A 24,546-nucleotide genomic window follows, 5' to 3' on the forward strand; every position below is an offset into this window, starting at 1 on the left:
CAGCGGAAACTACCACCCATAATACTGAATTCATCTTCAGTGAATCTTTATTCAGTGTTCGGAGTTGGCATGTCAGCGCAGGTTCTCATTGCGGGCGCCGGTCCCACCGGCCTCACGCTCGGCATCGATCTGGCGCGTCGCGGGATCGCGGTGCGGATCGTGGACGCGGCCGAGACGTTCTTCGACGGGTCGCGGGGTGACGGGCTGCAGCCGCGCACGCTCGAGGTGTTCCACGATCTGGGGGTGCTCGATGCGGTGCTCGCGGCGGGAGCGCCGCAGGCGCCGATGCGGGTGCATCTGGGTGGGGAGTTCGCGGGCGAACGGCGGATGACCGAATGGCGGGAGCCGACACCGGATATTCCGTATCCCAATGGGTGGGTGCTGGGGCAATCCGATACCGAGGGGGTGCTGCGGGAGCGGCTGGCCGAGTTCGGGGTGAAGGTCGAATCGGCCACGGCGCTGACCGGTTTCACCGCCGATGACGGCGGTGTGACCGCGACGCTCACCCACCACGGCGGCACCGAGGAGGTGCGCGCCGACTATCTGATCGGCGCGGACGGCGGGCGCAGCACAGTGCGCAGGACGCTCGGCATCGCGTTCGAAGGAACCACCGACGAGTCGATTCGCATGCTGCTGGGCGATGTTCGCGCCGATGCGCTCGATCACTCCTACGGGTACTGGTTCGCCGAGCCGGATGCGCCCATGGAGGGGTTCGCCATGTCGCCGTTGCCCGGTGGCCGCAAATTCCAGTTCGCCGCGCCGCTGTCCGGGGATTCCGGGGCCGACCTGGAGGTGCTGCAGGATTACGTGCATCGGCTGTCGCGGCGTACCGATATCGTGCTCAGTGATCTCACCTGGTCGACGGTGTGGCGACCGAATATCCGCCTGGCCGAGCGCTTCCGGGTGGGCCGGGTGTTCCTGGCCGGTGACGCCGCGCACGCGCATCCGCCGACCGGCGGGCAAGGGTTGAACACCGGGGTGCAGGATGCCTACAACCTGGGCTGGAAACTCGCGGCGGCACTGCGGGATCCCGGCGAGGAGTCCGAGGCGCTGCTCGATACCTATGAGACCGAGCGGCGGGCGGTGGCCGCGAAGGTGCTCGGGTTGAGTTCGGAGATTCTGGACAAGACGGTCAATGGCGATGCGGATGCCATGTCGCGCGAGGGCACCGATCAGCTCGATATCAGCTACCGGAATCTGCTGTCGCACAGCGATCCGGTATCGCACAGCATTGCCGACGACGGTGCGCTCCAGGCCGGCGACCGCGCTCCGGATGCGCCGCTGACAACCGGCACGGGTGAGAAGGTCAGCCTGTTCGAACTTTTCCGTGGTCCGCACGCGACCCTGCTCGTTTTCGGCGGTACGCCGGACGAGACTGATTCGTCCGATCCCGGCCGTTCTGCGGCGTTGCCCGCGACGCAGATCCGGGTCGTATCGATCGCCGGCCCCGATGCCGAACCGGCCGAGGGCATCCTGGTCGATGCGGGCGGTCACGCGCACCGCGCGTATTCCGCCACCCCCGGCACCCGGGCCCTCGTGCGCCCCGACGGCTATCTGGCTCTGCTCACCCGCCCCTGACGTCGTCATTGCACCGGTGCAGGCTCTTGTCCGAATTCACCTGCACCGGTGCATGATCGCGACCGTTTCGTTCAGCAACCCGTGGGTAATACCGCCCGGGGGCGACTTCGGGCCGAAACGTGCAGAATGATCTTGCTGCCGCGCAAGACGATTCGCTGCAACCATGCAGGGCGACGCCGTAAGGTGGTCGCGGCGAGGAGGTCGGGCGGCCGCAGATGATGGCATCGGTCAGAGGGTGGTCTGGATGTTGGTGAAGGTCCGAAACGATGACCCGTCGCGGCTGTCGAGCACCGAGCGCACCGTCGTGAACTGGCTGAAGTCGTGGAGCGGGCCGCACGCCGTGCCCGGTATAGCGATCGTCCAGTGCCAGGACGCCGATGTGGTGGTGTGGACCCCGCAGACCTGTGTGGTGGTCGGCGTGCACGGTTTCACCGAACGCGTCACCGGCACCCTGTCCTGCGCCCAGGACCAGCCCTGGACGGTCGACGGCAAACCCGCACCCATCGACGGCGACGCCGACCCCCTCGAACGCGTGCGCCGCCAGACCGTCTCCCTCGCCGGCCAGCTCCGCTCCGCCCCCGGCCGCGAACACGTCCCCGTCAGCGGCCTGGTCCTGCTGGTCCCCCAACTCGGCAGCCGCGTCAAACTCGACAAGGGCGCCCTCCCACCCGGCATCGATGTCCTCATCGGCGACGGCCCCTCCTCCCTGCGCGCCTACTTCACCAAACTCGCCGAAGGCGCCGAACCCGCCTGGGACGCCGCGCAAGTGAGCCAGGCCCTCGGCGCCCTCGGCTTCGCCGCCGCCGCCAGCTACTCCGACCTCATCTCCGAGGGCTTCCCCCAGCCCGCCTCCGCCGCCGGCGCTCCCCTCCCCATGTCGGCCGCCCCCACCGTCCGAGTCCCCTCGGTCCCGGTCGAATCCCTGAGCCCCCCGGCGGCCACCGAGCCGAAACCACCCGCCCGGTCCGCCGAAGCACCCCGCCCGCACACCCCCGAAACCGGTGGTCGCAGCACCGAACCGGACAAGCCGTCGGCCCCCCGCCCCGCTCCGGCTCCCCGCCCCGAACCCGCCGCCGCCCAACAGGTCCCGCCCGCCTCCGACCCCGAGTCCTCCCGCCCCCACCCGGCCGCCGCAGCCGCCGCAGGCGTCGCCGCCGCCGGCGCGGCGGCCGCCGCCTACCGCGCCGTCTCCGGCACCTCCGACCCCCATCGTTCGGATCCCGCACCCCAGCAATCCCCCCCGGCCGCACCACAACAGGGCCCGGCCCCCCAGCAATCCCCCGCCTACCCGGGCACCCCACCGTCCTTCCCCCGCCCGTCCCGCCCGCCCCGCCGCTCCCTCGTAGACCGCCTCCGAGGCCGCCGCACCGAGCAGCCCATCCCACCCAACCTCCACCAATCCGACCCCCGCGCAACCCATTCCACCAACCAGCCGGCCGCCCCCGGCTTCCCCGTCTGGACCGACCGCCCCCACAGCGCCCAGGTCCCCACCACCCGCCGCCGCCGCGACCTCCCCATAGTCGGCGGCTTGATCCTCCTCTTCCTCATCCTCCTGATCACCGCCATGTGCGCCAGCCGCGGCTCCGGCAACGAGGAAGACCGCGACCCCCGCCCCACCACCTCCATCCGCGAAACCCCAACCACCTCCGCCGATCCCACCATCCCCAGCACCACCATCGCCCCACCCTGCTTCCCCCTCCAGCCCGGCTGCTGAACACGAACCGCTGTGCCGGACATGGCTATTCGGGCGGGAGCCCCAGGAACGCGCGGGCTGCGGCGCGGCGGGCGGAGGGGCGGAAGGCGGCGTGGCGGCCGGCGGCGAAGACGTCGTGGAGGCAGCGGGTGAGGGTGTGGGGGGTGCGGATGGTGGCGGTGCCGCCGCAGCGGTGGGCGAAGTTCACGATTTCGAGTGCCGCGTCGACTGTTTCGGTCACTGCCAGGGAGGTTGTGGCCTGCACGTCGGGTGGCACGAAGCCGGTGAGGGCGTGCTGCCACAGGTTGTCGGTGCGGTCGAGGAGGTAGGCGCGGGTCGCGCCGAGGCGGGCCAGCATTGTTCCCATGCGGTCCTGGAAGACCGGGTCGTGGGCCAGTGGGTGTTGTTGACCGAAGGGGATTTTGGTGGCGGCCAGCAGGGCCAGTTCGTCGAGGGCTCGCTGGGCCAGGCCGAGGGGGACGGCGGCGAGCATGGAGCCGAGGGAGAAGAACGGGATCGCCGCGAGCGGGTCGTCGGACCAGCGAGGGGCGCCGAAGAGCGTCGTGGAGCGACCGGTGGGGACGGTGATGTTTTCGGCCGATACGTCGTGGCTGCCGGTGGCTCGCAGGCCGATGACGTTCCAGTTTCGGATGATGCGGGCTTGGTGGGCGGGGAAGAAGGCGACGCGGGCGGTGGGGGGTGTGCCGTCGTCGGGGGTGAGCAGGATGCCGCCGAGGAACCAGGTGGCCGAGGCGCAGCCGCTGGCGAAGGGCCATTGGCCGGACAGTTCGTAGGTGTCGCCTTGTTGGCGGGCGCGGCCGAGGGGTGGGAAACCGCCTGCGATCAGGAGGTTTTCGGGGTCGGCGGCGATCACCCGGGCTTCGGATTCCTCGACGCCGGAGAGGAGGGAGGCGCCGGCGTTGGCGACGGCGGTGCACCAGCCGGTGGAGCCGTCGGCGGCGGAGAGGCGCTCGATGATGGAGACGGTCAGGGGTAGTGGGGTTGCCAGGCCGCCCAGTTCCGATGGCGGTGGCGGTGCCGACGGTCAAGCTGGCGTACGGCACCAAGCGGTCGCTGCTGATGGCGGCGTGGGATCGGGCCGTCAAGAGCGGGCCGGACCCGCGGCCGGTCACGGAGCAGGAGTGGTTCCAGGAGATCCTGGCGGCACCGGACGCTCGGGAGCATCTGCGGTTGCAAGCCGTCTATTCACGCGCGGTCAAAGGCAGGATCGCGCCGCTGGTCGAGGTCATCCGGGCGGCCGCGGCCTCGGACCCCGAAATCGATGCGCTGTGGGCGACGATGCAGGAGGAGTTCCGCGAGAACCAGCGCCACACGATTCGCGCGCTGCAGCGCAAAGGCCGTCTGCGCCAAGGACTTACCGAGGAGACCGCGACCGATCTGCTGTACACGCTGAATCACACGACCGTGTACAGCATGCTCGTGACGCAACTGGGGTGGAGCGGTGAGCAGTACGACCAATGGCTGGCCGCCACATTGATCGAACAGCTGCTCGAGCCGGAACCCGCTCCCGGCGAAGCGGGTTGAGCGGATCCGAGGTCAGGCCCAGCCGAAGAGGGTGTTGCCGATGGTGTTCCAGCCCAGGACCGAATCGACGGCCAGACCGCAGAAGACCACGGCGAGATAGTTGTTGGACTGCAGGAACAGTCGCAGCGGCTTCACCGATTCACCGCGGCGCACACCGGAATACAGCTGATGCGCCATCAGCAGGAACCAGGCGCCGGCCGCCAGAGCCGTTGCGGCGTAGATGACGCCGGAGGCGGGGACCAGGGCGAAGGTGGCCAGCACGGTCAGCCAGGTGTAGATGACGATCTGCTTGGTGACCGTCTGCTCGGTGGCGACCACGGGCAGCATGGGCACGCCCGCCGCCTTGTAGTCCTCCTTGTAGCGCATGGCCAGCGCCCAGGTGTGCGGCGGCGTCCAGAAGAAGATGACCAGGAACAGCACGAGGGCGGGCCAGCCGATGCTGCCGGTGGCGGCGGACCAGCCGACCAGGGCGGGCATACAGCCCGCGGCGCCGCCCCAGACCACGTTCTGGGAGGTGCGGCGCTTGAGGCCGAGGGTGTAGACGAAGACGTAGAACAGAATCGTCGCCACCACCAGCACGCCGCTGAGCAGGTTGGCCTGCCACCACAGCCAGGCGAAGGAGGCCAGGCCGAGGGTGATGCCGAAGACCGCGGCATTGCGGGTGGGGACGGCCTCGCGGGCCAGCGGGCGCTTGGAGGTGCGCTTCATGACCTTGTCGATGTCGGCGTCGGCGACACAGTTCAAGGTGTTGGCGCTGGCCGCGCCCATCCAGCCGCCGAACAAGGTGGCGAGGATGAGGCGGATGTCCACAGTGCCGCGGTCGGCCAGCAGCATGGTGGGAATCGTTGCCACCAGCAGCAGCTCGATGACGCGCGGCTTGGTGAGCGCGATGTAGGCGAGGACTCGGCGGGTCGCCACCGACAGCGGTCCGCTGCCCGTGACGCGGTCGGCCAGCACCGTCCCGGAGGAGCCGTGAGCGCCACCCGGCTGTTGCCCAATCCGCACTGTTTCTCCTCGCACGCCGTGCATCTTTGATCCGGTCTGAACCAGCAGCCCGCTAGACACAGCCCGGTGACGGCGCGGCTACTACTACAGAGAATGGTAGACCCCCGCCGACCGTGCTCTCGTCCAGGTCCACCCCTTGCGTGCCCGCGCGTCCGTTGCACGGCAGCGGCGAATCGGCTTCGGGAGAGCCGGGACACACCTTCGCGATCCGCTCGTCCCGGGTCACGGACAGGTCCGCGCGCGGACACGAACATACGACACGGCGGCCGGTGAAAGCGGGTTCTTGTACGGCCGCGAATCGCCCACCTCTAGGGTGGTGGGTACATCGGTGCGTCGTCGTCGTTTCTGTTCGATTGCCGTCGTACCGACCATCACCCCGCAGCGAACACCCGCCGCCCACAACCGCATCGTTGACGAGAAGGTCAGGAGAACCTCGGTCGTGTCAGTCACAGACGACATCCGCGCGCTCACTCAGCCGAACCATCCCACCGACTGGACCGAATTGGACACCAGAGCCGTCGACACGGCCCGTGTCCTCGCCGCCGACGCGGTGCAGAACGCGGGCAACGGCCATCCTGGCACCGCGATGAGCCTGGCGCCGTTGGCGTACACGCTGTTTCACCGCGTCATGCGCTTCGATCCGACCGATCCGGAGTGGGTGGGCCGCGACCGGTTCGTGCTGTCCTGCGGTCACTCCAGCCTGACCCTGTATGTGCAGCTGTACCTGTCGGGCATGGGCCTCGAGCTCGACGATCTGGTCAATCTGCGCAAGTGGGGTTCGCTGACCCCGGGCCACCCGGAGTACCGGCACACCGCGGGCGTCGAGATCACCACCGGCCCGCTGGGCCAGGGCCTGGCCTCGGCGGTCGGCATGTCGATGGCGTCGCGGCGGGAACGCGGCCTGTTCGATCCGGAAGCGGCGCAGGGGCAGAGCGCGTTCGACCACTTCATCTACGTCATCGCCTCCGACGGCGATATCGAAGAGGGCGTCACCTCCGAGGCGTCCTCGCTGGCGGGCACCCAGCAGCTGGGCAATCTGATCGTCTTCTACGACGACAACAAGATCTCCATCGAGGACGACACCACCATCGCCCTCACCGAGGACACCGCCGCGCGCTACCGCGCCTACGGCTGGCACGTGCAGGTCGTCGAGGGCGGCGAGAACGTCGTCGGCATCGAGCAGGCCATCGCGGAGGCCCAGGCCGTGACCGACAAGCCGTCGATCATCGTGCTGCGAACCATCATCGGCTACCCGGCCCCGAACAAGATGAACACCGGCGCGGCGCACGGCGCGGCCCTGGGCGGGGACGAGGTCGCGGCCACCAAGAAGATCCTCGGCTTCGATCCCGAGAAGAGCTTCGCGGTCGAGGACGCGGTCATCGCGCACTCGCGCAATCTGGCCGCCGATCGCGGCAAGGCCGCCCGCGCCGCCTGGCAGGATCGGTTCGACGCGTGGGCCGCGGCCAACCCGGAGAACAAGGCGCTGTTCGATCGCCTGCAGGAGCGCGCCCTGCCCGCGGGCTGGGCCGATGCGCTGCCGACCCACGAGGTCGACGCCAAGGGCACCTCCACCCGCAAGGCGTCCGGCAAGGTCCTGGCCGCCCTGGCCCCGGTGCTGCCGGAGCTGTGGGGCGGTTCGGCCGACCTCGCGGAGTCCAACAACACCACCATGCCGAACGTGCCGTCCTTCGGCCCGGAGTCCATCTCGACCGGCATGTGGAAGGCCGACCCGTACGGCCGCACCCTGCACTTCGGTGTGCGTGAGCACGCCATGGGCTCGATCCTGAACGGCATCGCACTGCACGGACCGACCCGTCCGTACGGCGGCACCTTCCTGGTGTTCTCCGACTACATGCGGCCCGCCGTGCGCCTGGGCGCGCTCATGCGCACCCCGGTCGTCTACGTGTGGACCCACGACTCCATCGGCCTCGGCGAGGACGGCCCGACCCACCAGCCGATCGAGCACCTGGCCGCGCTGCGCGCCATCCCGGGCCTGAACGTGGTCCGCCCGGGCGACGCCAACGAGGTCACCTACGCCTGGCGCACCATCCTGGAACGCGATTCCGCCGAGCGGCATTCGCACTTCCTGGTCTCCGAGCCGCCGCACCAGGACGGCCCGTCCGCGCTGGCGCTGACCCGTCAGGACATTCCGGTCCTCGCGGGCACCTCCTACGAGGGCGTCCGCAAGGGCGGCTACATCCTGGCCGAATCCTCCACCGCCACACCGCAGGTGATCCTCATCGGCACCGGTTCGGAGCTGCACCTCGCGGTCGAGGCCCGCGCTACCCTCGAGGCACAGGGCATCGGCGCCCGCGTGGTGTCCATGCCGTGCGTGGAGTGGTTCGACGCGCAGGATCAGGCCTACCGCGACCAGGTGCTGCCGCCGTCGGTCAAGGCGCGCGTCACGGTCGAGGCCGGGATCGCCATGCCGTGGCACCGGTTCACCGGTGACAACGGCGAGAACGTGTCCATCGAGCACTTCGGCGCCTCGGCGGACTACAAGACCCTGTTCCGCGAGTTCGGCATTACCGCCGAGGCCGTGGCCGACGCTGCTACCCGCTCTCTCGCCAAGGTGAAGGGATAAGCAAACCAATGACTCAGAACACCAATACCGCGGCACTGTCGGCCGCCGGTGTCTCGGTGTGGCTCGACGATCTGTCGCGCGGTCGCATCAAGTCCGGCAATCTGCAGGGCCTGATCGACACCCGCAATGTCGTCGGCGTCACCACCAACCCGACCATTTTCCAGGGCGCGCTCGCCAATGGCCACGACTACGACGAGCAGGTGCGTGAGCTCGCCGCCCGTGGCGCCGATGTGGATTCGGCCGTGCGCACCATCACCACCGATGACGTGCGCGCCGCGTGTGACGTGCTGGCCGAGGTCTTCACCGAGACCGGCGGCGTCGACGGCCGTGTGTCCATCGAGGTGGATCCGCGCCTGGCCTTCGACGAGGACGGCACGGTCGCCCAGGCGGTCGAGCTGTGGAAGATCGTGGACCGGCCCAACCTGTTCATCAAGATTCCCGCCACCGAGGCCGGGCTGCCGGCCATCACGCGGGTCATCTCCGAGGGCATCAGCGTGAACGTGACGCTGATCTTCTCGGTGCAGCGCTACATCGCGGTCATGGGCGCGTACCTGGACGGGCTCACCAACGCCAAGACCGCCGGGCACGATCTGGCCAAGATCCATTCCGTCGCTTCGTTCTTCGTCTCCCGCGTGGACACCGAGATCGACAAGCGGCTGGAGGCCATCGGCACCCCGGAGGCGCTGGCGCTGCGCGGCAAGGCCGGAATCGCCAACGCGCGCTTGGCCTATGCCGCCTACCAGGATGTGTTCGACGGCGGCAAGCACACCAATGTGTACGCGCGGCTGTCCTCGGCGGGCGGGAACAAACAGCGCCCGCTGTGGGCTTCCACCGGTGTGAAGAACCCGGAGTACTCCGACGTCATGTACGTCACCGAGCTGGTGGCGCCCAATACGGTGAACACATTGCCGGAGAAGACCCTCGAGGCCGTCGCCGACCACGCCGAGATCACCGGTGACACCATTTCCGGCACCGCCGCCGAGGCGCAGCAGGTCTTCGACGCGCTGACCGCGGCCGGCATCGATCTCGACGATGTGTTCGGCGTGCTGGAGACCGAGGGCGTCGACAAGTTCGTGAAGTCCTGGGAGGAACTGCTCGTCGCCACTACCGAGCAGCTGCAGGCGGCGGGGAGCAACTGACGGTGGCTTCCGGCGCGGCGACGACGGTCACGATGGGGAATCCGCTCCGCGATGGGCGCGACAGCCGGGTTCCCCATATCGCTGGACCGTGCAGCATGGTGATATTCGGGGTGACCGGTGACCTGTCGCGGCGCAAACTGCTGCCGGCCATCTACGACCTGGCGAACCGGGGGCTGCTTCCCCCCGGTTTCGCCCTGGTCGGGTTCGCGCGCCGCGATATGAGCGAGGACGAGTTCGCCCAACTCGTCCACGAATCGATCAGCGCCTCGGCGCGCACCCCCTTCCGGGAAGAGGTGTGGCAGCAGCTGAAGGAGGGATTGCGGTTCGTTCAAGGCACTTTCGAGAACGACGGCGCCTTCCACCGGCTGGCCACCACCCTCAAGGATCTGGATCGCGATCGCGGGACGGGCGGGAATTACGCCTTCTACCTGTCGATTCCGCCGGATGAGTTCCCGGTGGTGCTGGAGCAGCTGTCCAAGAACGGGCTGGCCGCGGCGGCGGCGTCCGCGCCCGGACATCCGCTGCCGTGGCGGCGGGTGGTGATCGAGAAGCCGTTCGGTCACGACCTGGAGAGCGCGATCCAGCTCAATGCCCTGGTGAACGGGGTGTTCCCGGAGCAGTCGGTGTTCCGCATCGACCACTATCTGGGCAAGGAGACGGTGCAGAACATTCTGGCGCTGCGCTTCGCGAACCAGTTGTTCGATCCGATCTGGAATGCCAACTATGTCGACCATGTGCAGATCACCATGGCCGAGGACATCGGATTGGGCGGGCGCGCAGGCTATTACGACGGCATCGGCGCGGCCCGCGATGTGATCCAGAACCATCTGCTGCAGCTGCTGGCGCTCACGGCCATGGAGGAGCCGGTCAGCTTCCAGCCCAAGCAATTGCAGATCGAGAAGATCAAGGTGCTCTCGGCCACCAAACTGGCCGCGCCCCTTGATGAGACGACCGCGCGCGGGCAGTACACCTCCGGGTGGCAGGGCAGCGAGCCCGTGGTGGGGCTGTTGCAGGAGGACGGGTTCGACCCGAACTCCAAGACCGAGACCTACGCCGCCATCACCCTCGCGGTGGAGACGCGGCGCTGGGCGGGCGTGCCGTTCTATCTGCGCACCGGAAAACGGCTGGGGCGCAGGGTCACCGAGATCGCGGTCGTGTTCAAGCGCGCCCCGCATCTGCCGTTCGACCAGACCATGACCGAGGAGCTCGGGCAGAACGCCCTCGTCATCCGGGTGCAGCCGGATGAGGGCATCACCATGCGATTCGGGTCCAAGGTGCCCGGATCCAGCATGGAAGTGCGCGACGTCAATATGGATTTCAGCTACGGCGAGGCCTTCACCGAGGACTCCCCCGAGGCCTACGAGCGGCTCATCCTGGATGTGCTGCTGGGCGTGCCGTCGCTGTTCCCGGTCAACGAGGAGGTCGAATTGTCCTGGCGCATCCTCGATCCCGTCCTCGAGCACTGGGCGGCCAATGGCCGGCCGGAGGCGTACGAGGCGGGCACCTGGGGCCCGGAATCCGCCGACAAGATGCTCGCGCGCAGCGGGCGGGAATGGCGGCGGCCGTGATCATCGATATGCCCGATACCGATACCCGCGAGGTATCCAAGCGCCTCGTCCAGCTGCGTGAGGCCAATGGCGTGATCACCATGGGCCGGGTGCTCACCCTGGTGGTGTGCACCCTGGACAGCTCCGAGGCCGAGGACGCCATCGACGCCGCCAATGACGCCAGCCGGGAGCATCCCTGCCGGGTGATAGTGCTGGCCCGTGGTGACCGCAAAGCCGACACCCGGCTGGACGCCCAGATCCGCGTGGGCGGGGATGCGGGCGCGGCCGAGGTGATAGTGCTTCGGCTGCAAGGCGATCTGGTCAGCCACGAGAGCAGCGTGGTCATCCCGTTCCTGCTGCCCGACACCCCCGTGGTGGCGTGGTGGCCGCGGGGCGCACCGGAGTTCCCGTCCAAGGATTCGGTGGGGCGCTTGGCGACCCGCCGCATTACCGACGCCACCTTCGCACCGGATCCGCAGGACACCATCAAGAAGCGCCGCGGCTCGTACGCACCCGGCGATACCGATCTCGCGTGGAGCCGCGTCACCTACTGGCGGGCGCTGCTGGCATCCGCACTGGACGAGGCGCCCTTCGAAGCCGTTGAATCCGTGACGGTTTCGGGTCTGCGCGACGAGCCCGCCCTGGACATGCTGGCCGGCTGGCTGGCCGCCCGCCTGTCCTGCCCCGTGATCCGCCGCACCGGTGAGCTGAAGGTGGAGTTGCGCCGCCCGTCGGTCAGCATCTCCATCGCCCGCCCGCAGCACGGCCGCACCGCGACCCTGACCCGCACCGGCGAACCCGACCAGCGTTTCGCGCTGGCCCGCCGCGAAACCCGGGATTGCCTGGCCGAGGAGCTGCGTCACCTCGACGCCGACGACATCTACGCCGAGGCCCTCACCGGAATCGAAAGGGTGACCTATGAGTAAGCCCGCCGTCGAAACCTTCGCCACCACCGACGAACTGGTGCGCGCCGCCGCGGCCCGCTTCGTCGCCGAGGTGGTGGAGGCGCAGCGCCTGCGCGGCACGGCCTCGGTCGTGCTCACCGGCGGCGGCACCGGCATCAAGCTGCTGGAATGGGTGCGCGAGGCCCCCGGCGACATCGACTGGTCCAAGCTCGACATCTTCTGGGGCGATGAGCGTTTCCTGCCCGTGGGCGACCCGGAACGCAATGAGGTGCAGGCCCGCGCGGCCCTGCTCGACCACGTCCCGGTGGACCCGGCCCGCGTGCACCCCACCGAAACCTCCAGCGGCGACTACCCGGACCCCCTGGAGGCCGCCGGCGAGTACTCGGCGGCCGTGCACGCCCACCTGAACGAGTACGGCGCCTTCGACCTGCACCTGCTCGGCATGGGCGGTGAGGGCCACATCAATTCGCTGTTCCCGCACACCGATGCGACCCGCGAGGCGCACGAACTCGTCGTGGCCGAGACGCATTCGCCCAAGCCGCCCGCTGTGCGCATCACGCTGACCCTCCCGGCCGTCCGCCGGTCCCGCCACGTGCTGCTCATCGTCTCCGGCGAGGCCAAGGCCGCGGCGGTCGCGGCGGCGCTCAACGGGGCGTCCCCGCTGGACATCCCGGCCGCGGGCGCCATCGGCAGCGAGTCCACCACCTGGTTGCTCGACGAGGCCGCCGCTACCGACCTCCCGCGTCGGTAGAGTAGTTCGCTACTCGCGCATTTCGCCCGGTCCAGTCTTACGCTGACCCTCGCGTGCCGTAAAGGCGGCACGGGAGGGGAAGCAATCATGATCGATGTCATCACCTTGCGCGGGACCGGAGAGACGCGCAATGCCAACGGCACACCGGCCGGAATGCTCGCCGATGTCACCAAGCTGCTGGATACCGAAAAGTTCAGCTGTTTCGAACCGGATTGGCCCGCCTCGGTGGGGCCCACGCCGGATGTGTGGGGGCCGTCGCTCGAGACCTCGGTGCGGTTGGGGATCGCGGCGGGAGTGAAGGCGATTCAGGATTCGCCCAGTATTTGTGGGCTGCTGAGTTATTCGCTGGGCGGGATCGTCGCGAGCAAGATTCTCGAAGGGGTGGTCACGGGGGAATTCACCAATGTCGACGGCTCTCCGCTGGAGATCGCCTTCGTGGTGAATATCGCCAATCCCATGCGACGCCCGGGTGAATCCGTGGGGGATCTCTGTCCCACGAACACGTTCGGCCTGCACGGCATTCGCGGCGCGTGGCCGTTGGAGGTGGAGGTTCGCGAGTACGCGAATCCGGATGACATCGTCACCTCCTCCCCCGCCAATTCGCCGCTGCGCGTCCTGGATGCCGGTATCTCGCCGTTCTCGCTGGTGGAGGGCGCCCGGATCGGCGATCTCACCCAGGTGCTCCATGCCGAACTGCTGGAATTCCTGCTCGAGGACCCGATCGCCAATATCGATCGCTATGCCGCCGCATTGCGTGGGCTGCTCGGGTACCTCACCCCGTGGCCCGATGGGCAGCACGTGCGGTACTCCGGGCACCACATGCCGGGCACCGGGGTGCTGTGGACGACCCATGCGGCCGACTATCTCAATGCCAACTTCTGACGTGGTCTCGGTGCACAGTGCACGAGCGGAAGGGTGAGTAGTCCGGCAATCGGCCGAATTGCGTTGAACGCGAACCTGTCCCGAATACCGGTGCCATAGAGTCCGTGGCCACCACCGGATGGTGGAGTTACTCGGACTCAGGAACACCTATGCAAAGTCGCATTTTCCGCACCTTCTTCACCCTCACCGCTGCCGCCTCGGCGGTCGTGCTCGCACTGCCGGGGACGGCCTCGGCTGCGGGGAGCATCGATTTCGCGCCGAAGGTGGATTCGCCTTCGGGAGGCTCGTTTCCGTCGTGGGGGCCGGGGCCCTCGCCGATCGGGACGGTAGGGGCGGACTTCACCGGGGACGGGATCACCGATGTGGTCGCGGCCGATTTCGGCGGGGACGGGCCGATCATGATGGCGGGCAAGGGGGACGGGACGTTCGCGGCCGGGACGCGGGTGGGATCGGCCGGCAATGGGTACGGCGCGGTGGGGGCCGGGGATCTCAATGGCGACGGGCGCACCGATGTGGTGGCGCAGGCGTGGACGTCGATCGCGGTGTTCCTCAATAACGGGGACGGGACGTTCAAGGCCGGGCAGAAGTACACGACGCTGGAGGGGGCGCAGCAGGAGGTGATCGTGGCCGATGCCAATGGGGACGGCAAGGCCGATGTGCTGAGCCTGGTCCCGACCGGGGTGAAGACCTGGCTCGGCAAGGGCGACGGCACGTTGAACGGCGGGGCGACGGCGATCATCGCCGGGCCGGCGGCGGCGTTCACGGTCGGGAAGTTCAACGCCGACAACAGCATCGACATCGCGATCAACAATGATCTGTTGCAGCAGGTGGAGGTGTTCACCGGCAATGGCGACGGCAGTTTCACGCGCACCGGCGGCAGCACCAGCGGGCTGATCACCGAGGATGTCCGCGCCGGAGACTTCGACGGTGACGGCATCGACGATGTGATCACCGCCGACTCGTTCTCCTTCAGCACCACGGTGCTGATCTCCGACGGCGCGGGCGACTTCCGCGACACCCACCGCATCACGCTCTCCGGCCTGGGCCCCACCAGCATCGCGGTCGGGGACTTCAACCGTGACGGCAAGCTCGATGCCGCCATGTCCGCGGTGCTCGACTCGAAGATGGTCATCTTCACCGGCAATGGTGACGGCACCGTCGCCAAGACCGGCGATCACGCGGTCACCTCGCAGCCGCAGACGCCGGTGATCGCCGATTTCGACCGTGACGGCAAGCTCGACATCGTGGTCGCGGGCGCCGCCAATGCGGTGTCGTTCCTGAAGAACATCTCCTGATCCGGTGCGGCCGGGCCGCAATGGCGGTCCGGCCTCCACTCGATCACGGTCGATCTCCCCGCGCGCGAAAGTCGTGGGACAGCAGTCCACTCGGATGGACTACTGTTCGGCAACCGAGCGGATCGCACCTCGGCGGGCCGGGTGCGGGTGGGGCATAGGAGAGGTCGGGCGTGCTCGAGACGGGTGAGGTCTTCGCCGGATACACCATCGAGCGGAGACTGGGGCGGGGCGGGATGGGGTCGGTGTATCTGGCTCAGCATCCGCGACTGCCGCGCAAAACGGCATTGAAGCTGCTGAACCCGGACATGTTCGGCGATGCCGAGGTGCGGGCACGATTCGAGCGGGAAGCGGATCTCGTTGCGCGGCTGGATCATCCGAATGTGGTGGCGATATACGACCGGGGCGTCGAAGGGGATCGGCTGTGGATCTCCATGCAGTACGTGGACGGAGTGGACGCGGCGACGGTGGATCCGCTCGCCCGAATTCGGCATTGCGCGACTACGCGAGAACCTCGGATGTCGCGTCCGATCTCAGCGAGTGCCCGCTGCGACCCAGGCGCAGGACGATCAAAACCCACAGAACGCTGTTGATCGCGCCGACGATTCCCACATCGATTGCTCGGCCGAACGCCATGGGCCCCACCCCTTTTACGAATGCCCATCCACGCTAACCCATCTCCGGCGAACTGGGGCCATTTCACCGTTCGCCCGAGGGGATGCGGCGATCGGCTCGCCGGGCCGGATGTACGCGCGGCCGGTCGGGTGCGGCGTCGGGTTCGGTGTCGCCGAGGCGCACGATCGTCCGGAATCCGGCGGCGATGCAGTCGGTGAGGTTCGGGAGGTCGGGTACCGCCGACGTGTCCGCATTGATTCCCACGCAGCACATGCCCGCGTGCGATACCAGCGTCACGTTCAGCGATGTGCCCGTGGTGGGTCCGAAGGCGTAGATGCGTTCGATCTCGGCGCCCGCCACATAGAGCGGCACCGGGGATCCGGGCACATCGGAGGCTACGAGGTCGACGTGTTTGAACATGTCGGTGAGGAGGCCGGTCGGCAGCCGGTTGAAGGCGGCGGCAACGGCATTCGACAGCGGGACGGCAGGTTCCTGCCGCCACGTGCGGACTATGGCGTCGAGTTCGCGTTCGAGCGCGACCGGGCCGGTGTCGCCGAGCGGCACTTCGAAGCGGGCCAGCGTGATGCGGTTGCCGCCGAGCGGATCCCCGTCCTTGCGCAGGCTGATGGGCATGGCCACGCGCAGCCCGGGCAGGTGCGCCCCGTGCCGATCATGGTAGGCGCGGATGCCGAGCAACACCGCGGCGAGAAAGGCGTCGTTCGTGGTGCATCCGGCTCGGTGCGCACCCGTTCGCAAGTCGTCGAGCGGCACCTCGAGCACCGCCATGGCCCGCCCGAGACCGCGCCCGGTCATCAGCGGGGACAGCGTGCGGGTAATGGGCCGCACCAGGCGCAACAGCGAACCTCCCAGGGCGAGGCCGTCGCGCACCGCTCGCGCGGGATCGGTGGCGACCCGGCCGAGAACGGGCAGCACCGCGGCGACCCCGCCGCGCATGAGATCGACCGCCAGCGCCGAGTTCCAGGACACGATATCGCCGAGCACTCCCGCGCCATCGGCTTCCGGTTCCGGGACCGGTTCGCGTGCGGTGCCGGCGCGAACGAGATCGAGCATTTCCCCGGCGATCCGGATGCCGCCGATGCCGTCGGTCAGGCTGTGGTGCACCTTGAAGACCAGTGCGGTCCGCCCCTGGGCCAGGCCCTCGAGCAGAGTGAACTGCCACAGCGGCCGGGCCGGGTCGAAGGCGGTCATCGCCTCGACGCGCGCGAATTCCAGCACGGCGGCGAACTCGCCCGGCGGCGGCAGTGCGATGCGGCGCAGATGCCATCGCACATCGAATTCGCGATCGGGGACCCAGCGCGGCGGCGCCAGCCCGAACGGCACGGCGGTCAGCCGGTGCCGGAATCGCGGCACGGCGCGGGTGCCCCGGTCGATCATGCGCACCAGGCGATTCCAGTCCGGCGACCGATCCAGTACTAGGACGGAGACAATGGTCGAGCGCAAGGCCGGATCCTATTCCATGCTCCAGGTGAACAGGTCCGATTGCGTCATATGGGATTCACGCGAACCCATGGCCTTCTACTTTCGCGATCGATACGTGCGGCCGGACGGCCGCCGTATCGTTTCCCTTCACTGTGCGCCCGCTCACGGACGCACAGCAGGGGCGAAAGTCCTTGCGGGAGACCCTGGATCCCGGTCCCGCGCTACCAGCTGGAGACGAAGGCGCGCAGCACCAGCACCACGATGAACACCACCGTGAACGCCAGGTCGATCTGGATATCGCCCAGCCGGATCGGCTTGAGCACCCCGCGCACCGGTGCGATGACGGGTTCGGTGCAGCGGTGGGTGAAATCGCGGGCCTTGAGCGCCCAGGGGGCGGGGGTGCCGGTGGACAGGGTCACGATCCAGTCCAGGATCAGCCGCGCGATCAGCAGTAGAAGGAAGATACCGAGTATTAATCCGAGCAGGTCTCCGATGAGACTCATGGCGACTCCTTCACAGTGGCTGCGCCGTCGGTCTTACCCATACCAACGTGCGTGACGTACTCGAAAGTGCCACGCCGGTCCGTTTCTCATGGGATTTTCAGATCAAAAGCGGCGGCCGGTCAGCGGGTGGACCACTCCTGGCGGAGGTGGTCGAGGATGACCGGGTGCAGCAGGGTCGAGACATCGGCGCGGCCGGCGCGGCGGTCGGGCGGGAAGACGGTGGCGGCGGTCAGCACGGCATTGTCGAGCGAGCGCGGCCGGGCGGTCGGGGCGATCTCCAGGCGGGCGGGCGCGTCGCGGGTGGCGAGGATGAAGCCCCAGTCGCCGAAGCTGGGGACGTTCAGGTGGTAGGGCGTGGTGTCCAGGCCCGCGGCGCGCACGGTCGCCTCGATGCACCAGAAGGATTTGGGCGCGTAGAACGGTGAACCGGATTGGATGACGGCCGCGCCGCCGGGTTCCAGGGCGCGGGCGAGCAGGCCGTAGAACTCCTTGGAGTACAGCTTGGCGATGGAGGTCTGGTCCGGGTCCGGGAAGTCGACGATGGCGGCGTCGAAGCGGCAGGCGCAGTCGCGCAGCCAGCTGAAGGCGTCGGCATGGACGACGGTGACGCGGGGATCGGCGAAGGCATTGCGGTTGAGTTCGGTGAGGGTGTCGAAGGTGCGGGCCAGGCGGGTCATGGCCGGGTCGAGTTCGACCAGGGTGACGGTTTCGACATCCGGGTAGGTGAGGATCTCGCGCACGGCCAGGCCGTCACCGCCGCCGAGTACCAGCACGTTCCGGCGTTTGTGCGCCAGCGCGGGGTGCACGAGGGCCTCGTGGTAGCGGTACTCGTCGACGGAGGAGAACTGCAGGTCGCCATTGAGGTAGAGGCGGGTGTCCTTGGTGCGGAACGGGGAGGCCGCCTCGGTGATGACAATGCGCTGATACGGCGATTGCTCGCTGTGCACAATGGGATTCGCGAACAGGGCCTGTTCGGCGGTGGCCTCGAACTTGTCGGCGTAGAGGTAGCTCGCGCCCAGGGCGGCCGCGACGGTGATGGCGGCCGCGCCGAGCAGACCGCGCGCCAGGGGGCGCAGGTCGTGCCGGAAGACGGTGAATACCAGGACAAGTCCCGCAATGGCGTTCACGGCTCCGACCACCAGCGCGCCGCGGATCTGGCCGAACGCGGGGAGGAGCAGGAACGGGAAGGCCAGACCGCCGAGCAGGGCGCCGATGTAGTCGGCCGCGAACAGATCGGCCACCGCGGAGCTCGCGGCCTGTTGCCGAATCCGTTGCAGCAGCACCATGAGCAGTGGAATCTCCGCACCCACGAGGCCGCCGATAATCAGCGCGACGAAGATCAGCGCGCCAGTGTAGATCTTCAGCCAGGCGAATGCCGCGTACAGCACGATGACCGAGAATCCGCCGAGGCAGGCCAGCAGCAGCTCCACGGCCGCGAATGCCGCTGCCGCCCAGCGCTGCAAGGGTTTCGCGGCCAGCGCCCCCACGCCCATGGCGAAGATCATCACGCTGAGCACGATCGACGCCTGCACGGCGGTATCGCCGATGAGGAAGCTGCCCAGGGTGACCAGCGCGAGCTCGTACACCAGACCGCAGGCAGCACAGACGAATACGGTCAGCAGCAGCCCGAGACGGGCCGCCCGCCGCCGTAGCGGAATCGCTTCCGGCACTACGACAGGCCCGCGGAGACGACCAGCGCCACCGCGATGTGCACCGCCGCCGACACCCACACCGCGGGGTTGCGACCATTGGGATCGACCAGCATCTCCCCCAGTTCCCCGGGAGTGAGCAGATCCAGCAGCACGAAGGCGACGCCCATGGCGATCAATCCGATGACGGCGTACACGGCGCTGGCGGCCAGCGCCCGCCCGATGCTGCCCTCGGAGGTCCAAATGGCGGTCGCCACAATGATTCCCACGCCCAGCATGTTGGACGCGGTCAGCAGCGCGGCATTCGGGTTCCGGTCGATCCAGATCTGATGCCGCAGGTTTCCGGGCGTGATCACATCGACCAGCACGAAACCCAAGGCCATCAAGACGATCCCGACGCCGCTGTAGGCCAGCGCCGCTCCCCCGTCGCGAGCCAGATCGGCAAGCATGTCCATCTCCTAGAAAGTGTTGGGCTACTTGCCCGAATTGTTTCCGCCGTTACCGCTGGCCGCACTCGACGTCGACGGCCAGTTCGACCCGGCCAGCCGGTCCCGATACCTCTTGTACCCGTTGTCGTAGCCGTCCACGTCGATCTTCGTTCCCCCCGCGTGCGCGCTCAGCACCACCAGCCAGGCCGGATACCGCAGGAACGTCAGGTCCTTGTCCCGGTACACCGCAGCCGGATTCGCCTTCTTGGAGATGTCCTTCTCCACCTTCGCCGGCGCATGCGTGGCCGTGTACACCTTGCCCCCGAGCTTGTCGTCCAGCTCGGCGGCCCGCTTGTACGTCTTCTCGATATAGGGCCGCGGATCATCCTTGTCCCCCAGCGAGTTCACCATCCCCGCAATGGCGCCCACTCCCACGAGCAAGGCCACCAATGCCCCGGCGATGCACCGCCCGACCCCCTTGACCGCCCCCTGCCGCTTCCGCCGAACTCCCAGCAACACCATGCCGACGAACGCCAGCACGGCCACCACGAGCAGACCGACCCAAACGAAAACCACTGCGCTGTACTCCTCCCGCCGCGCCGCACTATACGGGAGACTCGCCGGTCCCTACCACCGGTTCGCTACAGCTGACGCCCCGACACGATTCCGGTGCGGCGGTAGCCTGGGTTCGGAGGTGGATGCCATGGCCGAGGTCGCGTTGTCGTCCCGGGTGATGGCTGCGGCGGGACCGGTCTTCGGGGAGCTTGTCGCCGAGTCGGAATTCCTTGTCGGCGAGCCGATCTCTGCGAAGGGGCTGCCGATCCGGCCGCTCGCCGCAGCCGGGGTGATTACGCGTCGTTGATTTCTATGCGGCGCGGTTTGGTTGCGTCCGACTTCGGGGCGCGCAGGGTGAGGACGCCTTCACGCAGCCTGGCTTCGATGCGGTCGGGGTCGACGTTCTGCGGGAGAGTTACGCGGTAGTCGAAGGCGCCGGTGCGGCGGGTGCGGTGGCGGAAGACACCCTCGCGTTCGGTCTCCTTCAGCTCGCCGTGCACACGGAGCTCGAGGCCGGAGACCTCGATAGTGATGTCCTTTCTGTCGACGCCGGGAAGGTCCACTTCGACCACATAGGCATTGTCGGTCTCGGAGAGATCGGCCAAGGGCGCCCAGCGGCCGGACATCTCGGCCCGGGGGCCGAACATCTCGTCCATGAATCGGCTCATGCGGCCGAACAGATCGTCGAAGTCCCGGAACGGATCCCAGCGCGCCGGGGCGGATTGCGGATAGTGGGAGCGTGGAACGGGGAGAGACATCGCGACTTCCTTCTCTCGGATCTCCTGTCGGTCGCCCATGGTCCGGCGGCCATTCCCATCCTTCCCCGCTTCGTTCGGTTCAAACAGCGTGCGGGAGTTCGATTCCGGCAGTGCTGGTACGCTCATACCATTTCGCATGGTATGCTCATATCATCAAATTGGAAGGGGAGACCGTGGCGAGGATCGGGCGATTCACCAGCGAGGAAGCCAAGGCGTCGTTCTTGCGCGACTATGATGCCGCGGCGTCGAAATGGCCGGTGCCGTCGACCAATCTCGATGTTGAAACATCCTTCGGGACAACACGAGTGCGCAGGTCCGGCAGCGGGGACGGCGCACCGCTCGTGTTGCTGCCGGGTATCGGGGGCAATGGTCAGATCTGGTATCGGGTCATCGAGGAGCTGGCACGGGACCACGTCGTGTACACGCCCGATGTCATCGGGTGGGCCGGACGGTGCGTGCAGACCGCGCCCGTGCGCGATGCGGAGGACGTCGCGAAGTGGATGGAGCAGGTGTTCGATGGGCTCGGCGCCGATCGCGTGCACCTGGCCGGAAACTCATTGGGCGCCTGGCTGGCCGGAGCCGTCGCGGTCTATCGCTGCGAGCGGCTGGCGAGCCTCACCATGATCGAGCCCAGCGCATCCACGTTCGCCAAACCGCGCCTGGGTCTGCTGTTCAAATTTCTGAAGGCGGGCATTCGGCCCACGCCGGAACGGATGCGGAAGTTCAACAAGTGGCTGATGCCCGGCTTCGAACTCACCGATGCGGAAATGGCTGTGGCCATGGGGGCCTTGAAGTTCCGGATGGCCATGCCCTGGGATCGCCCGTTCAGCGACGAGCAGTTGGCGGCGATTACCGCGCCGAGTCTGGTGCTGTTCGGCGCGGAAACGGTCGTCGGCGATCCCGAACTCGCGGCGGCTCGCGCTCGCGGGCACATGCCGTCGGCCGAGGTCGAGATCTATCCGGGGATCGGGCACGACCTGCTCTGGGCGAACCCGGACCAGGTCGTTCCCCGCTTCCTGAGCTTCACCGACGCCCACGACCCGGTCCGGGCCTGATCAACTGGTTGTCGCCCACTGGTGGGCGGCCCCTTGATGGACGGCGGCGTAGATGCGGTCGCGCAGCTGGTTCGCCTCGTGGTCGGTGAGGGTTCTGGTCAGGTGCCGCAGCACCACGGCGAGGAGCACGTTCTGCTGGTCGGGGCGGGCTCCGAGCCGCCGCAGGGCCTGCGGCGGGAGTTGTGAACAGGGTGTCCGGGTGCGGATTTCGACCGATTCCACCTGGTCGGCATCGGGGCCGAGGGCATCGCGCACTCGGTCGCCGAGGTCTTCGGCTCGATCATCGCGGTCGACCGCGACGGAGAGGTCACGGCGAATGGCGGGCATGGCCGAGACGGGGCGGTAGGGGGTGAGGTCGGTCAGCTGTTCCGCCACTGCGGGATTGGTCGAGCGCAGCAGGCGGATATCGGTGATGCCCTTGCGCAGCATCAGCATTCGGTCCAGGCCCATACCGAGGGCGAGTCCGCTGTAGGTGTGATCCAGGCCCGCCCGTTGCAGTACGTGAGGGGCGGCCAGGCCGCACTCGGCTATCTCGACCCATTCGCCGGTGCGGGCCACATCGACCTGACGGCCATGCTCCGTATAGGGGTGCACGCGTGCCTCGTGGCGGTGCTGCGCGCCGGGCAGCACCACGTCGATGAGGACGGCGATCATTTCGTCGAGATCCGCTGTGCCCATGGGAACCGGACGGCGGGTGACGCGCCAGAGGTCGAGTTGGTGGGGCGTGCCGGTGTGCAGGCGGTCGATGCTGTCGCGGCGGTAGACGATCCCGGGACAGACCAGCAGTACGTCGCCGGCCGGGTCATCGGCCAGGGCGCGCAGTGCGCCGGGAATCCCGGCTGTCGAATGACTGCGCAGCATCCGATGGTCGTCGACGTAGCGGGTATAGCGGGCGTCGCGAGTGACATCGTCGGTGCGGTAGCCGAGATTGTCATAGTTGTCGGTGACGCTGACGATGCGCTCGCCACGCCACCATCGGACGTCGCATTCCCAGTGCCGCGCCACGGCATCGACGGCGTCGCGGAGGATGAGTTGCATGGCGTGCGGACCGGCTTCGGGATCGGTGAGATCGCGGATGGACAGGTCCCGGGCGAGTTGGTCGCCGGAAAGATATGCGGGCATGACAGCCTCCTGGCCGAGAACGACGGGTGAATTCGGAAACCCCCGAAGCCCCGGGCTCGACCGCTGACCAAGATGTGTCGGCTCAGCGCGGTGAACGTGGCGAAATCCGACCCCGGCAGCGCCCTTCGAGGGCTCGGGGGCCGGTAAATCGATGCAAACGCACTACGACGGCCACATCACTGACGGTATCAGGGCGTGGCAAGGCATTTTCGTATGCGCGGCGCGGTGAACCCGGACTCACACGCCCTTGACCGCGGCTCGATCCATGAAACCGAACAGGTAGCCGGCGACCCGGCGCATCTGGATTTCCTCCGCGCCCTCGGTGATTCGGTAGCGGCGGTGGTGGCGGTAGATGTGTTCGAAGGGTTTGTGCCGGGAGTAGCCCAGGCCGCCGTGGATCTGCATGGCGCGATCGGCCGCCTCGCAGCACAGGCGGTTGGCCCAGTAGTTGCACATCGAGACCTGTTCGGAGACTGCGAAAGTGCCGTAGGTGTCCATCGACCAGGCGGTCTTGTGGATGAGGGCGCGGAGCATCTCGCACTGGGTGTGCAGTTCCACCAAGGGGAATTGAATCGCCTGGTTGGCAGCGAGTGGCTTGCCGAAAGGCTTGCGCTCCTTGGCGTATGCGACGGACTGGTCGATGCAGTATTGCGCCGCACCGAGACTGGAGGCCGCCTGGCGAATCCGATTCTCATTGAAGAAGTGTTGTACGACGCCGAGGCCGCGGCCCTCCTGCCCGAAGATCGCGGAGTTCGGGACGCGGACGTCGATCAGTGAGATGCGGGCGTGGTCGGTGGGCATATTGAACGTCCACAGGTATTCCTCGACCCGGAAGCCGGGAGCGTCGGTGGGAACCAGGAATGCGGTGATGCCGCGCCCGTCGCCGGCTTGCCCCGAGGTGCGGGCGAAGATGAGGTCGGATTCGGCGAGGTGCACGCCGGTGTTCCAGGTCTTGGCGCCGTTGATGATCCAATCGTCGCCGTCGCGGACGGCGGTGGTCTCCATATGGGTGGCATCGGAGCCGTGCTCGGGTTCGGTGATGCCGAAGGCGAAGAACTTGCCGCCCTCCGCCAATCCGTCCACCCAGTGCGCCTTTTGCGCCTCGGAGCCGTACTCGAGCATCAGCAGCAGGCCCACATTGTTGGCGACGATGGCGTGCTCGTTCTGCAGGTCGCAGTGCAGGCCCAGGCCGCGTTTGGCGAGGTGCTCGCGGATCACGGCCATGCCGAGGTTGGTGCCGTCGCGGCCGCCGAACTCCTTGGGGAAGGCGTAGCGGTAGTGGCCGGCGGCATCGGCGCGGCGGCGCGATTCGGCCAGCAGTTCCTCCCATTCGGCGCTGGGCAGGCCACCGCGGTCCCAGTCGGTGCGGGCATCCTCGCGGCGGTGGTCGAAGAAGCGGATATTGTCGTGCTGCTGTTCGAGCGGGATGATCTCGGCTTCGATGAAGGCGTCCAGTTCCGCCAGATACGCGGCCAGTTCCGCGGATAGCTCGAAATCCAC

22 protein-coding genes and 1 pseudogene are annotated in these 24,546 nt (G+C 67.9%); 13 read left to right on the top strand and 10 right to left on the bottom strand.

Features of this window, described 5'->3' with window-relative positions; all coding sequences use genetic code 11:
- Window positions 1-69 precede the first annotated feature (69 nt).
- Together ACFVIV_RS05530 and ACFVIV_RS05535 are read left to right on the top strand one after the other, a co-directional pair.
- Window positions 70-1,578 carry an FAD-dependent monooxygenase gene (locus ACFVIV_RS05530; protein WP_379193567.1) on the top strand — a complete coding sequence of 503 codons (1,509 nt, stop codon included), beginning with the start codon at window positions 70-72 and terminating at the stop codon, window positions 1,576-1,578.
- A gap of 244 nt (window positions 1,579-1,822) precedes the next feature.
- Window positions 1,823-3,292 carry a hypothetical protein gene (locus ACFVIV_RS05535; protein ID WP_379193568.1) on the top strand — a complete coding sequence of 490 codons (1,470 nt, stop codon included), beginning with the start codon at window positions 1,823-1,825 and terminating at the stop codon, window positions 3,290-3,292.
- A 25-nt stretch (window positions 3,293-3,317) separates the two neighbouring features.
- Here ACFVIV_RS05535 and ACFVIV_RS05540 read toward each other — a convergent pair whose 3' ends face one another.
- Window positions 3,318-4,145, bottom strand: coding sequence for an acyl-CoA dehydrogenase family protein (locus tag ACFVIV_RS05540; RefSeq protein WP_379193569.1), 828 nt, complete (start codon window positions 4,143-4,145; stop codon window positions 3,318-3,320).
- Between the two features lie 161 nt (window positions 4,146-4,306).
- Between ACFVIV_RS05540 and ACFVIV_RS05545 the strand changes: the two genes are divergently transcribed.
- Entirely contained in the window at window positions 4,307-4,816 is a 510-nt protein-coding gene (locus ACFVIV_RS05545) for a hypothetical protein (protein ID WP_379193570.1), read from the top strand.
- Window positions 4,817-4,828: 12 nt separating this feature from the next.
- Here the strand turns inward: ACFVIV_RS05545 and ACFVIV_RS05550 are convergent, their stop codons facing one another.
- Window positions 4,829-5,821 carry a heme o synthase gene (locus ACFVIV_RS05550; protein ID WP_379193571.1) on the bottom strand — a complete coding sequence of 331 codons (993 nt, stop codon included), beginning with the start codon at window positions 5,819-5,821 and terminating at the stop codon, window positions 4,829-4,831.
- A 439-nt stretch (window positions 5,822-6,260) separates the two neighbouring features.
- Here ACFVIV_RS05550 and tkt point away from each other — a divergent pair, with 439 nt between their 5' ends.
- The 8 genes and pseudogenes from tkt to ACFVIV_RS05590 form a co-directional block, all read left to right on the top strand.
- On the top strand, window positions 6,261-8,405 hold the full coding sequence (gene tkt, locus ACFVIV_RS05555; RefSeq protein WP_379193572.1) for a transketolase: 2,145 nt from the start codon (window positions 6,261-6,263) through the stop codon (window positions 8,403-8,405).
- Between the two features lie 8 nt (window positions 8,406-8,413).
- On the top strand, window positions 8,414-9,544 hold the full coding sequence (gene tal, locus ACFVIV_RS05560; protein ID WP_379193573.1) for a transaldolase: 1,131 nt from the start codon (window positions 8,414-8,416) through the stop codon (window positions 9,542-9,544).
- Between the two features lie 32 nt (window positions 9,545-9,576).
- On the top strand, window positions 9,577-11,112 hold the full coding sequence (zwf, locus tag ACFVIV_RS05565) for a glucose-6-phosphate dehydrogenase (protein WP_379193574.1): 1,536 nt from the start codon (window positions 9,577-9,579) through the stop codon (window positions 11,110-11,112).
- The gene (gene opcA, locus ACFVIV_RS05570; protein ID WP_379193575.1) at window positions 11,109-12,017 is read left to right on the top strand and encodes a glucose-6-phosphate dehydrogenase assembly protein OpcA; all 909 of its coding nucleotides are present in this window, start codon (window positions 11,109-11,111) and stop codon (window positions 12,015-12,017) included. The genes zwf and opcA overlap by 4 nt, the downstream gene beginning before the upstream one ends.
- Window positions 12,010-12,747: a 6-phosphogluconolactonase gene (gene pgl / locus ACFVIV_RS05575; RefSeq protein WP_379193576.1), complete on the top strand. Its 738-nt coding sequence runs from the start codon at window positions 12,010-12,012 to the stop codon at window positions 12,745-12,747. The genes opcA and pgl overlap by 8 nt, the downstream gene beginning before the upstream one ends.
- Before the next feature lie 87 nt (window positions 12,748-12,834).
- Window positions 12,835-13,629 (top strand): hypothetical protein, encoded by a 795-nt coding sequence (locus ACFVIV_RS05580; RefSeq protein ID WP_379193577.1) that lies wholly within the window; start codon window positions 12,835-12,837, stop codon window positions 13,627-13,629.
- A gap of 149 nt (window positions 13,630-13,778) precedes the next feature.
- A complete protein-coding gene (locus ACFVIV_RS05585; RefSeq protein ID WP_379193578.1) occupies window positions 13,779-14,924 on the top strand; it encodes an FG-GAP repeat domain-containing protein in 1,146 nt (381 codons plus the stop codon).
- Between the two features lie 170 nt (window positions 14,925-15,094).
- Window positions 15,095-15,397: pseudogene (locus ACFVIV_RS05590) on the top strand (protein kinase); the annotation flags it as partial.
- A 223-nt stretch (window positions 15,398-15,620) separates the two neighbouring features.
- On the opposite strand, the gene ACFVIV_RS05595 reads toward ACFVIV_RS05590, so the two are convergent.
- The 5 genes from ACFVIV_RS05595 to ACFVIV_RS05615 all read right to left on the bottom strand — a co-directional run bounded on the left by ACFVIV_RS05595 (window position 15,621) and on the right by ACFVIV_RS05615 (window position 20,132).
- The gene (locus tag ACFVIV_RS05595; RefSeq protein WP_379193579.1) at window positions 15,621-16,997 is read right to left on the bottom strand and encodes a wax ester/triacylglycerol synthase domain-containing protein; all 1,377 of its coding nucleotides are present in this window, start codon (window positions 16,995-16,997) and stop codon (window positions 15,621-15,623) included.
- Window positions 16,998-17,197: 200 nt separating this feature from the next.
- On the bottom strand, window positions 17,198-17,479 hold the full coding sequence (locus tag ACFVIV_RS05600) for a YggT family protein (RefSeq protein WP_379193580.1): 282 nt from the start codon (window positions 17,477-17,479) through the stop codon (window positions 17,198-17,200).
- Between the two features lie 119 nt (window positions 17,480-17,598).
- Window positions 17,599-19,149 (bottom strand): polyamine aminopropyltransferase, encoded by a 1,551-nt coding sequence (locus tag ACFVIV_RS05605; RefSeq protein ID WP_379193581.1) that lies wholly within the window; start codon window positions 19,147-19,149, stop codon window positions 17,599-17,601.
- On the bottom strand, window positions 19,149-19,577 hold the full coding sequence (locus ACFVIV_RS05610) for a DUF350 domain-containing protein (protein WP_379193582.1): 429 nt from the start codon (window positions 19,575-19,577) through the stop codon (window positions 19,149-19,151). The genes ACFVIV_RS05605 and ACFVIV_RS05610 overlap by 1 nt, the downstream gene beginning before the upstream one ends.
- 24 nt (window positions 19,578-19,601) lie before the next feature.
- Window positions 19,602-20,132, bottom strand: a complete 531-nt coding sequence (locus ACFVIV_RS05615; protein WP_379193583.1) for a DUF4247 domain-containing protein — start codon at window positions 20,130-20,132, stop codon at window positions 19,602-19,604.
- 127 nt (window positions 20,133-20,259) lie between these two features.
- On the opposite strand from ACFVIV_RS05615, the gene ACFVIV_RS05620 reads away from it, so the two are divergent.
- Window positions 20,260-20,418 (top strand): hypothetical protein, encoded by a 159-nt coding sequence (locus ACFVIV_RS05620; RefSeq protein ID WP_379193584.1) that lies wholly within the window; start codon window positions 20,260-20,262, stop codon window positions 20,416-20,418.
- Here ACFVIV_RS05620 and ACFVIV_RS05625 read toward each other — a convergent pair.
- Window positions 20,405-20,869 (bottom strand): Hsp20/alpha crystallin family protein, encoded by a 465-nt coding sequence (locus ACFVIV_RS05625; RefSeq protein WP_379193585.1) that lies wholly within the window; start codon window positions 20,867-20,869, stop codon window positions 20,405-20,407. The two genes, ACFVIV_RS05620 and ACFVIV_RS05625, sit on opposite strands and share 14 nt — an antisense overlap.
- Window positions 20,870-21,042: 173 nt before the next feature.
- Here ACFVIV_RS05625 and ACFVIV_RS05630 point away from each other — a divergent pair, with 173 nt between their 5' ends.
- Window positions 21,043-21,924: an alpha/beta fold hydrolase gene (locus ACFVIV_RS05630; protein ID WP_379193586.1), complete on the top strand. Its 882-nt coding sequence runs from the start codon at window positions 21,043-21,045 to the stop codon at window positions 21,922-21,924.
- On the opposite strand, the gene ACFVIV_RS05635 is transcribed toward ACFVIV_RS05630, so the two are convergent.
- Together ACFVIV_RS05635 and ACFVIV_RS05640 are read right to left on the bottom strand one after the other, a co-directional pair.
- Window positions 21,925-23,046, bottom strand: coding sequence for a hypothetical protein (locus ACFVIV_RS05635; protein WP_379193587.1), 1,122 nt, complete (start codon window positions 23,044-23,046; stop codon window positions 21,925-21,927).
- 237 nt (window positions 23,047-23,283) lie between these two features.
- Window positions 23,284-24,546 (bottom strand): acyl-CoA dehydrogenase family protein, encoded by a 1,263-nt coding sequence (locus ACFVIV_RS05640; RefSeq protein WP_379193588.1) that lies wholly within the window; start codon window positions 24,544-24,546, stop codon window positions 23,284-23,286.

It is taken from the genome of Nocardia sp. NPDC127526, assembly GCF_042672265.1.
Classification (GTDB): Bacteria; Actinomycetota; Actinomycetes; order Mycobacteriales; family Mycobacteriaceae; genus Nocardia.